Source organism: Microcoleus sp. T2B6, assembly GCF_036700475.1.
Lineage (GTDB): Bacteria > Cyanobacteriota > Cyanobacteriia > Cyanobacteriales > Microcoleaceae > Microcoleus.
Genome location: NZ_JAUBOZ010000178.1, coordinates 1 through 8,566 on the forward strand (window position 1 = coordinate 1; position 8,566 = coordinate 8,566).

Genomic DNA, 8,566 nt, shown 5'->3' on the forward strand with positions numbered 1-8,566 from the left:
CATCTTTATTTAACGATTTTACTAGCTTTTTCATTTTATCTCTTTTTTGACACATTTGCCAAAGTGAGATGCACCCAGTGGGTATTTGCTACTCAAGAGGGTTTATTCCTCATAAATCACTCAGACACAAAGGTTGTCCGCCACACAAAAGTTGAGGGCGTTAAGAGTCCATACGACGGTGACTGGATATATTGGAGCGCCCGAAAGGGAGACTACCCTGGAGTGAAAAAGCAACTATCCGAGTTGCTAAAAATACAGGGCGGAAAATGCGAATATTGCGGATTATACTTCAGTCCTGACTCGCTTGCCGAAATTCATCACAAAGATAGCAATCACAAAAACAACAAGCGGGATAATCTGGGCTTAGTACATAAACACTGTCACGACCAACTCCACGCCAAATCTCGGCTAACCAAAGCCGATAGGGATATAAGTATTATCGAGGAATGGATTGATGACCACCCTTTTTAATCCCCTAACCCCCCAACAGAAGGGAACGAGGTTCACATGACAAGTGCCAAATCAGTGAGGAGCTGGATGAGGCGAAAGTCTCACGTCCAGTTTTGCAAGAGAGTTCGGGGAAGTGATTCCCCGTTCGACTCTAACGAATTGCAGGGTTACGAAGTCCGGCAGTATCTCTTGGCAAAATGGAATCGGCAGTGCGCTTATTGCTCGGTTGAAAATGTACCGTTTGAGATTGAACACATTCAAGCTAAGTCAAGAGGTGGTTCTGACAGAGTTTCCAATTTGACGCTTGCTTGTCACGATTGCAATCAAAAGAAAGGTAATCAGGATGTTCGGGCATTTCTAGCGACTAAACCCGACGTGCTAAACCGCATCCTCAAACAGGCAAAACTACCACTCAAAGATGCAGCAGCAGTCAACTCAACCCGATGGGGGTTGTTCAATGCACTTAAAGAGACGGGATTACCTGTCACTACTGGTACGGGCGGGCAAACTAAGTTCAATCGCAATCGATTAGGGTTGCCCAAATCGCACTGGCTTGATGCTGCGTGTGTAGCTAACTTTGACACACTCGAAGTCTTAACCTCAAAGCCGTTACTGATTACAGCAAAAGGGCATGGGACACGACAGATGTGCGGTACCAATAGGTATGGCTTTCCTACTCGGCACAAATCCAGAGTGCAAATCCACAAAGGGTTTCAGACTGGCGATATTGTCAGTGCAACCGTTACCGCAGGGAAGAAAATCGGCTGCTATGTAGGGCGGGTTCTCTGCGGTGCTTCAGGTAGTTTTGATATCGCAACCAAGTCTGAAAGAGTCGCAGGTATTGGTTATAAATATTGCAGTCCAATTCACAAAAAAGATGGCTATAGCTACGCATTTTGAAGAAAGTAACTTCAAGGCGACTGAAGTCGCTACCGCTTTCCTACCCAAGTCGGTCGCCAGGGGCTTCTCGCTCGTTTTTTGGTGAGAAGTTCGGCGAGCGCGTGCGTCGAGTTGCGCTCAGTCGAACGATTTTAGACTTTAGATCGACCAAAAGCATCCAGGATATAAGCCCCCGGATTCATTCCGAAAGCAGACTCAGGACCGGTGAAATAAACAACCTGTATCCGATGAAACTTGCCCCCGAATTTATCTCGCGCAAGTCAATGCTTCAATTCTAAAATCTAAAATCTAAAATCTAAAATCTAAAATCGATTGACTCTGCAGATGAGTCTGGGGGCTTGAACTAAGGTTTCAACTTTTTTGCTCTCGACAACAGGAGTCGTGGGCAAGTATCCGTCTTTAGGTGAAGTCACGATTTATGCCAAAAAAGAGCGGCTATTTGATGACTGATGGTTTTGCTAACTAGCTGATTTCCTTGAGGACTCAGGTGAATGCTGTCTCGATACAAAGTTGGAAATTCGGCCGCACAATTGAAAATGGGAAGAAAATCTATGTAAGTAATTTTCTCTGTTTCTACGAGTTCGGCGAGACGCGCTCTAGCTTTGACTTCCCAGTCGCGAGGGCCTGGGCCGCCGAGTTCGCCCCGCTTGGGCGTGACGGCTAGCAAAAACTCGATGTTGGCGGATACAGCTATTTTATGGATTTGGCGAATAGCCTCTAAGTTGCAGCCTACTACATCGCCGCTTGTGGCTTCGGGTGCTGCCAATTGAGGAGTCGGCACAGCAGGTAGCAGGTAGCGGCTCAATAACTCTAGCGTAGCCGATCGGGGTTTGTGATCCGGGTAAGATCGATCGCGCCCCACAACCAGATCACAAGGAGCCGATGCAAACAAATCGTCCGTATTGAGCAGCAAAACCAAAGCCTTTGCCCCAAAAACACCGAACCGCTTGGCGTAAGCAAGTTGATTCCTCGGCCCCCAAGAATTGGCTGAGGCATTGAGAACTTCAAAATTTAAATAGTTGACTTTTGAACCTAATTGTGCATCGCTCGCCAGATGCTGTACTTGCAGTCTTAAATTCCGAGCCATAATTTCCGAGATCGTATCTGTCTGATGTGTCCACCAACCGCCGTTGGCGACAGAATCTCCCAACAGCAAGACGCGCAGAGTTTCTGGAGGGGGTATCGGGGCGATCGCTCCGCTACGCATCGAATACTCGTTAATCTCAATCCGGTTGCCCAAGCGGCGCACTTTTTGGTTGGGCGCCAACAAATAGCCGCACTCGGCATCGGCAATGTAAATCAAGGGATTGCCAAAACCCAGCAGCACCTGCAGCAGCACTTCGATTGCTGCCCACAATCCCGAGGTGACAGCCAAAATTATGAGAACAACTTCCACCACTTAACCTTGTTGACTTGACTTGACTTGACGCACTCCCCGGCAGACCAGCGCGGGGATTCTTAAAGGCTGCTTGAGGGTGGGCCGGGGCCACACCCTCAAGCTTTCTTCTTCTTGCTTCCGCGACTCTTAACTAGACCGTTGCCAGCCCCCGTCAGACCGTCTCCACAGGCTCTCCTGACTTTATGGTGTATAATGTAACAAACAATACATTAATTATCATGAATTTTTATTTAGACTACATATTAGACTTGCCTGGAGTGAAGGTTGAAAGTTGTACTCAAATTGATGGAAAAATTATATTAGGACTGAGCATTGTAGAAGAAGGTATGGTTTGTCATCATTGCCAAAATTATACCGAACAGTTGCATCAGAATCGACCAATCTTAGTAAGAGATTTGCCAGTGTTGGGTCGTCCTGTGTATTTAAAAGTCCCGCGACGGCAGTTTTACTGTCCTAATTGCCAACGATATCCCACAGAAAAAATAGATTTTTTGGACATAAAAAGACGGCATACTCAACGATACGAACAAAATATTTATGAGCGCGTCAAACAATCGAGCATGGAGCAAATTGGGCGAGAAGAAGGACTGAGTTATCACGAAATAAAAGGAATATTTTACCAGGTAAACAAAAATCAAAAAAAACCAGATTGGGAACAGGTTAAACGAATTTGTCTGGACGAGATAAGTATGCGCTCATGTCAAGGAAATTTTGTGACTGTTGTCAGTGACCTGGGCGAAGGTAATTTAATTGAAATGATTGATTCCCATCGCTGTGAAGAAATCATTGAAGTCCTGATGAAGCAAGCAATTGAGGTTCGAGAACAAGTTGAAGAAGTGAGTGTTGATATGTGGGGAGGATTTCCTAAAATTATCAAAAAAGTATTTCCCAATGCCCCAATTATTATCGCTCGTTTTCATGTGATGAAAGTAGTCAATAAAGACTTGAATAAATTACGTAGAGCCGCCGGAATAACAGATAGGCAAAGTAAATATTTATTGTTAAGTAATCGAGTAAATTTGAATCCTCTTCAGATTGATAAATTAGAATTGGTACTAGGTAAATCAGAAGGCTTGAGAATTGCATATGAGATGAAAGAAAAATTTAGAGAAATATATGAGACTAATTTGACTGTCAAAAAAGGGCCGACAAAAATTAAAGAATGGCTAAATCATGCACAAGTATTTTTTAGAGAATCTGCATCAACAATTGAAAACCATTGTGAGGGTATTTGCAACTACTTTCTTAATCGCACAACAAGTGGAGTGATGTCAGGAATCAACAATCGAATTAAGTTGATAATGCGGCAAGGATATGGCTTTTCTAATTTTAATAATTTCAGAAATCGTGTATTAGCTTGCTTTTCTGATTAGATAAAATTATAACCACAAGTTCAGGAGAGCCTCTCCACAAGCATTTTCTTTAATAGACCTCTTGCAAAAGTCCTTTTCATAAATTTATTGGACGGGCTCTTCGGCCCATCCCACAAGAAAAAATAACTCTTGTGGGATGGACCGAAGAGCCCGTCCTAGTTATTTTTGCAAGAGGTCTAATGTCCAAGAAGCGTCCCTCCTCAGACAATCCTTGAAAAGCGGATAACTTGAGCTGCTGCTACGTCTCTATGCGTCGTGTAACCACACTCAGGGCATTGGTGGAGTCTTTCTTTAAGCTCCTTTTTACCGAAAAATTGGGTTTAAAGCCCCGTCCTTGGCTTGACGGCTTTCTCTTTAAATACTATAGCTTAAGAAGCGATGCAACGTTTTTTAAGCTATAGTAAATAGAGGAGGTGATGCAACTGTTTAGTCTGACATACGAATACAAACTCAAACCCACAGAGCGCGCAAGTTGCCCGATTTGAAGACTGGCTCGAACAATGTCGGCGCGTCTACAACTATGCATTAGCCGAACGCAAAGATTGGTTTAAATCTCGTAGCTGTCAGATAAATGCTTGTTCTCTCCAGTCCGAATACATCATTCCAGCAGAAACCAAACGCCCTACTTATGCCAGTCAATGCAAGACATTAACAGCCTATAGGAAAACTTCTGGCAACCTACAGCGAGTGCAATCTCAAGTTCTACAACAGACGCTTCGTCGGTTAGAACAAGCATTCGTCAGTATGTGGGAGCAAGGACATGGTTTCCCTCGATTCAAGAAGAGTGGAACCATGCGCTCTTTCGTTTTTCCTCAAGTTGGGATAGATGCCGTAAGAGATGGCGCTATCAAGCTACCTGTAATTGGCTGGCTCAAGTTGCGCCAATCGCGTTCTATTCCTGATAGCGGCAAGCTAAAACAGGTTCGGATAGTCAGACGTGCTAGCGGATGGTTTGCCATGTTGACATTGCAGTGGGATGTATCCGTTCCAGATGTCATGCCACATGGCGAAGCGCTTGGAGTAGACGTTGGAATCAGTCACTTTGCTGCGGTTTCTAACGGTAAGTTGTTCCCCAATCCCAGACCTTTCAATTCGCTCGAACGCAAGCTTAGATTACTGCAACAGAGAGTACCCTTGAAAAGTTAAGGGGTCGAATAACCGCAAGAAAGCGCAAGTTAAAGTCAGCAAACTGCACGAACGAATTGCAAATACTCGGAAAAACTACTACTGGCTCGTAGCTCACAATCTCTGCGATTGGGCGGGGATGATATTTGTGGAAGATTTGAAACTTAAAGGTCTAGTGCGAGGCTTCTTAGGGAAGCACTGCTTAGACGCTGGATGGGGACAATTTTTTCAAGTATTAGAGCAGTGCTGTCGCAAACGCGGAGTGTTCTTTCTTAATGTTGACAGCAAGAAAACCAGTCAGATATGTCCTAACTGCTTAGTCGAGACGGGCAAGAAAGCGCTATCCGAGCGTATTCATTCGTGCCAACATTGTGGCTATAGGACGGATAGAGACGTTGCAGCCGCTCAAGTAGTTCTCATTCGAGGACTTGCAGCCGTGGGACACACGGTCAAGATGCTTTCTGAGGGTAAAGCGATTGCGCTCCCGGCGATGAAAGAATCCCCGTCCTTATAGGGCGGGGAGTGTCAAGAGAGTTGATCCAGTCCTTGCGTTCCCGCAAAGCGTAGTTCCAAACCTTGCGACAAACCATTAGAACCCGCTCAATTTCTTGAGCTTGCTCTGCAGTTGGCTTCAATTTGTACTCGTAATTAAGGTTTAACATTGCTCGTTTTCCCTGGATCTACAAAATAGAGTAGGCTTTTGTAGAGTCAACGACAAGCAAAGCAATGCAAGGTAACTTGCAGGCTAAAGCCTGCCTCTAGCTTTCATCCCCGGTCTAAAGACACGGGGTTCTCAGCATATTTGCTATAGAATTCTAGAATATACCGTCAAAATCCGCCGTCAGCCGTCAGTGAACTTGGTGGTTTCAGGAAAATCCGTGGACTTAAAACAAATATTCAAAACGCCGAATCCCATAATCGGTGTCGTACATTTACAGCCTTTGCCAACTTCTCCCCGCTGGGGCGGAAACCTCAAAGCTATTATCGGAAGAGCCGAGCAAGAGGCTACAGCGCTGGCTTCTGGTGGCGCAAACGGTATCATTGTCGAGAACTTTTTCGACGCTCCTTTTGCCAAAGACAGCGTAGATCCGGCTGTGGTAAGTGCCATGACTCTGGTAGTTGAGAGGCTAACAAATCTCGTGACGCTGCCGATCGGCGTTAACGTGCTGCGAAACGACGCCCACAGCGCGATCGCCATCGCCTCCTGCACAGGAGCTCAATTCATCCGCGTCAACGTCCTCAACGGCATCATGGCTACAGACCAAGGCTTAATTGAAGGCCAAGCTCACCAGCTACTGCGCTACCGCCGGGAATTGGGCAGCGATGTCAAAATATTAGCAGACGTGTTAGTCAAGCACGGGCGACCCCTAGGCAGCCCCAACTTGACCACAGCCGTCCAAGAGACGATCGGGCGAGCTTTAGCCGACGCCGTAATCCTTTCCGGCTGGACAACTGGTAGCCCTCCCAATCTCGAAGACTTAGAACTCGCGAGTGCTGCTGCTGCAGGAATTCCAGTTTTCATCGGCAGCGGCGCCTCGTGGGAAAACATTTCCACCCTCATGCAGGCCGCTGACGGCGTAATCGTATCGAGTTCCCTGAAGCGAAACGGCCGCATCGAGCAGCCTATAGATCCGATCCGCGTCAGTCAGTTTGTAGAAGCCGCCCGCCGCAGCTTGTCACAGAAAGATCCCGAACAGGAAAATAGAGATGCTAATGGCTCAAGAGGGCCAACACCGGAACCGGGCAAAGTCACAAGTAAAACGTAAAATAGGAATTGTTGACTGTTGACTCTTGGCAGTAGTCAGTTGGCAGTTGGCAGTAGTCAGTAGTCATCAGTTATCAGTCATCAGTCATTAGTTAACAATTAACAGTCATTAGTCAACAGTCAACAGTCAACAGTCAACAGTCAACAGTCATTAGTCAAGAGTCAACAATTCCCAATTCCCAAATTACCAAATCAAAAAATGATTCGCCGACGTTCAACCCCTTGGATTCATCGCTGGTCTAGGACTGTGATGGCAGCGATCGCAGCCATAGGCGTCGTAGAAACGGCCTATCTCACGATCGCTAAATTCACGAATGGCTCGGTCATTTGTCCCACCAGCGGCTGCGACAAAGTTCTCAACAGTCCCTACGCCACAGTAAGCGGCACAGTGCCTTTAAGTTTGTTAGGCTGTCTGGCTTACCTGAGCATAGCAATCCTGGCATTGGCTCCCAAAGCTGTAAATCCCGCCACCAATAAAGGACTGCACTCTCAACTAGAAAAAAACACTTGGCAAGCGCTATTTATCATCACCGCTGCGATGGTAATTTTCAGCAGCTATTTGATGTATTTGATGGCTTTTGAAATTCAGGATCTGTGCATTTACTGCGTCACTTCTGCCTTATTTGCGCTGTCGCTGTTTGTCCTGGTGCTAGTCGGGCGCGAGTGGGAAGATATCGGACAGTTGGTGTTTACAGGCATTTTGGTGGCAATGGTGAGTTCGATCGGCGCCTTGGGACTTTATAACAGCGTCAAGTCACCTCCTCCTATTGTCTCTACCCCCGGAATTGCACCCCCTGCCGTCACTACCACCTCCGGCCCGGCACAAATTGCTTTGGCCCGCCACCTCCGACAAATCGGCGCTAAAGAGTACGGCGCTTACTGGTGTCCCCACTGCCACGACCAAAAAATGCTGTTCGGCAAAGAAGCAGCCAAAATAATAGATTATTTTGAATGCGATCCCAGGGGACAAAATTCCCGCGCTGAAATTTGCCAAGCTGCTGCGGCGAATGTTAAAGGTTTCCCGACTTGGGAGATTAATGGTCAGTTTTACGCGGGGACACAATCTTTGGATAAACTCGCTGATTTATCGGGTTACACGGGTTCCCGCAACTTTCAAAACTAACAGGAAAGTGGGAGATTATAGATGACAGATTTTAGATTGATGGGCAGGAAATATCCTGGTCTTTAACTTAGTTTAGCGTGGGATCGTGCTGCGAAATCAATCTAGAATCTTGCATCTATTATAATCAATAAAAAAATAGTAAAAATTATTTAGAACGAAAAAGTTTAAAACAAGTTGTGGGTTTTTAGTATTTAGATCGGCGAATAACTACTAAAACTTTTACAGAAAAATGTAATAAACCGGGTTTCTGCTTCCAGAATGATTGTTGAAATGACATATTTTGGTGGCGAAACCCGGTTTCTGCTGTTGCAGCCCGATCGCACCGCAAAACCAAAAAATTCGATAATCTAAAATCTAAGGATCGCGAATTAAATAATTTACACTCTTGAAAGTGGGGAGTAGGGGTTGGGCTTATAGCCCGCCCTTTCTGG

General features: G+C 45.9%; 6 protein-coding genes and 4 pseudogenes. 7 read left to right on the forward strand and 3 right to left on the reverse strand.

Going from position 1 to position 8,566, the window contains the following annotated elements; genetic code table 11:
• Nucleotides 1-471, forward strand: a 471-nt coding sequence (locus tag QUA00_RS35395; RefSeq protein WP_333413211.1) for an HNH endonuclease signature motif containing protein, incomplete at its 5' end; no start/stop codon positions are given.
• A gap of 135 nt (nt 472-606) precedes the next feature.
• Nucleotides 607-1,350, forward strand: a pseudogene (iscB, locus tag QUA00_RS35400) (RNA-guided endonuclease IscB); the annotation flags it as partial.
• A 409-nt stretch (nt 1,351-1,759) separates the two neighbouring features.
• On the opposite strand, the gene QUA00_RS35405 reads toward iscB, so the two are convergent.
• Nucleotides 1,760-2,746: a GDSL-type esterase/lipase family protein gene (locus QUA00_RS35405; RefSeq protein WP_333413213.1), complete on the reverse strand. Its 987-nt coding sequence runs from the start codon at nt 2,744-2,746 to the stop codon at nt 1,760-1,762.
• A 221-nt stretch (nt 2,747-2,967) separates the two neighbouring features.
• On the opposite strand from QUA00_RS35405, the gene QUA00_RS35410 reads away from it, so the two are divergent.
• Nucleotides 2,968-4,122 carry an ISL3 family transposase gene (locus QUA00_RS35410; RefSeq protein WP_333413215.1) on the forward strand — a complete coding sequence of 385 codons (1,155 nt, stop codon included), beginning with the start codon at nt 2,968-2,970 and terminating at the stop codon, nt 4,120-4,122.
• A 200-nt stretch (nt 4,123-4,322) separates the two neighbouring features.
• Here the strand turns inward: QUA00_RS35410 and QUA00_RS35415 are convergent.
• A pseudogene (locus tag QUA00_RS35415) lies at nt 4,323-4,430 on the reverse strand (zinc ribbon domain-containing protein); the annotation flags it as partial.
• Between the two features lie 196 nt (nt 4,431-4,626).
• On the opposite strand from QUA00_RS35415, the pseudogene QUA00_RS35420 reads away from it, so the two are divergent.
• Both QUA00_RS35420 and QUA00_RS35425 read left to right on the forward strand, forming a co-directional pair.
• Nucleotides 4,627-5,268 (forward strand): annotated as a pseudogene (locus QUA00_RS35420) (RNA-guided endonuclease InsQ/TnpB family protein); the annotation flags it as partial.
• A 43-nt stretch (nt 5,269-5,311) separates the two neighbouring features.
• Nucleotides 5,312-5,761: a transposase gene (locus QUA00_RS35425; RefSeq protein ID WP_333144028.1), complete on the forward strand. Its 450-nt coding sequence runs from the start codon at nt 5,312-5,314 to the stop codon at nt 5,759-5,761.
• Between the two features lie 16 nt (nt 5,762-5,777).
• Here the strand turns inward: QUA00_RS35425 and QUA00_RS35430 are convergent.
• Nucleotides 5,778-5,909: pseudogene (locus QUA00_RS35430) on the reverse strand (helix-turn-helix domain-containing protein); the annotation flags it as partial.
• A gap of 216 nt (nt 5,910-6,125) precedes the next feature.
• Between QUA00_RS35430 and btpA the strand changes: the two are divergent.
• On the forward strand, nt 6,126-7,013 hold the full coding sequence (gene btpA / locus QUA00_RS35435) for a photosystem I biogenesis protein BtpA (RefSeq protein WP_333104508.1): 888 nt from the start codon (nt 6,126-6,128) through the stop codon (nt 7,011-7,013).
• 198 nt (nt 7,014-7,211) lie between these two features.
• A complete protein-coding gene (locus tag QUA00_RS35440; RefSeq protein WP_333413217.1) occupies nt 7,212-8,135 on the forward strand; it encodes a vitamin K epoxide reductase family protein in 924 nt (307 codons plus the stop codon).
• Nucleotides 8,136-8,566: the final 431 nt, after the last annotated feature.

Bases quoted from the DNA above. Each gene is read 5' to 3' on its own strand.
- QUA00_RS35410 (WP_333413215.1), top strand. From the start codon at position 2,968: ATGAATTTTTATTTAGACTACATATTAGACTTGCCTGGAGTGAAGGTT.
- QUA00_RS35440 (WP_333413217.1), top strand. From the start codon at position 7,212: ATGATTCGCCGACGTTCAACCCCTTGGATTCATCGCTGGTCTAGGACT.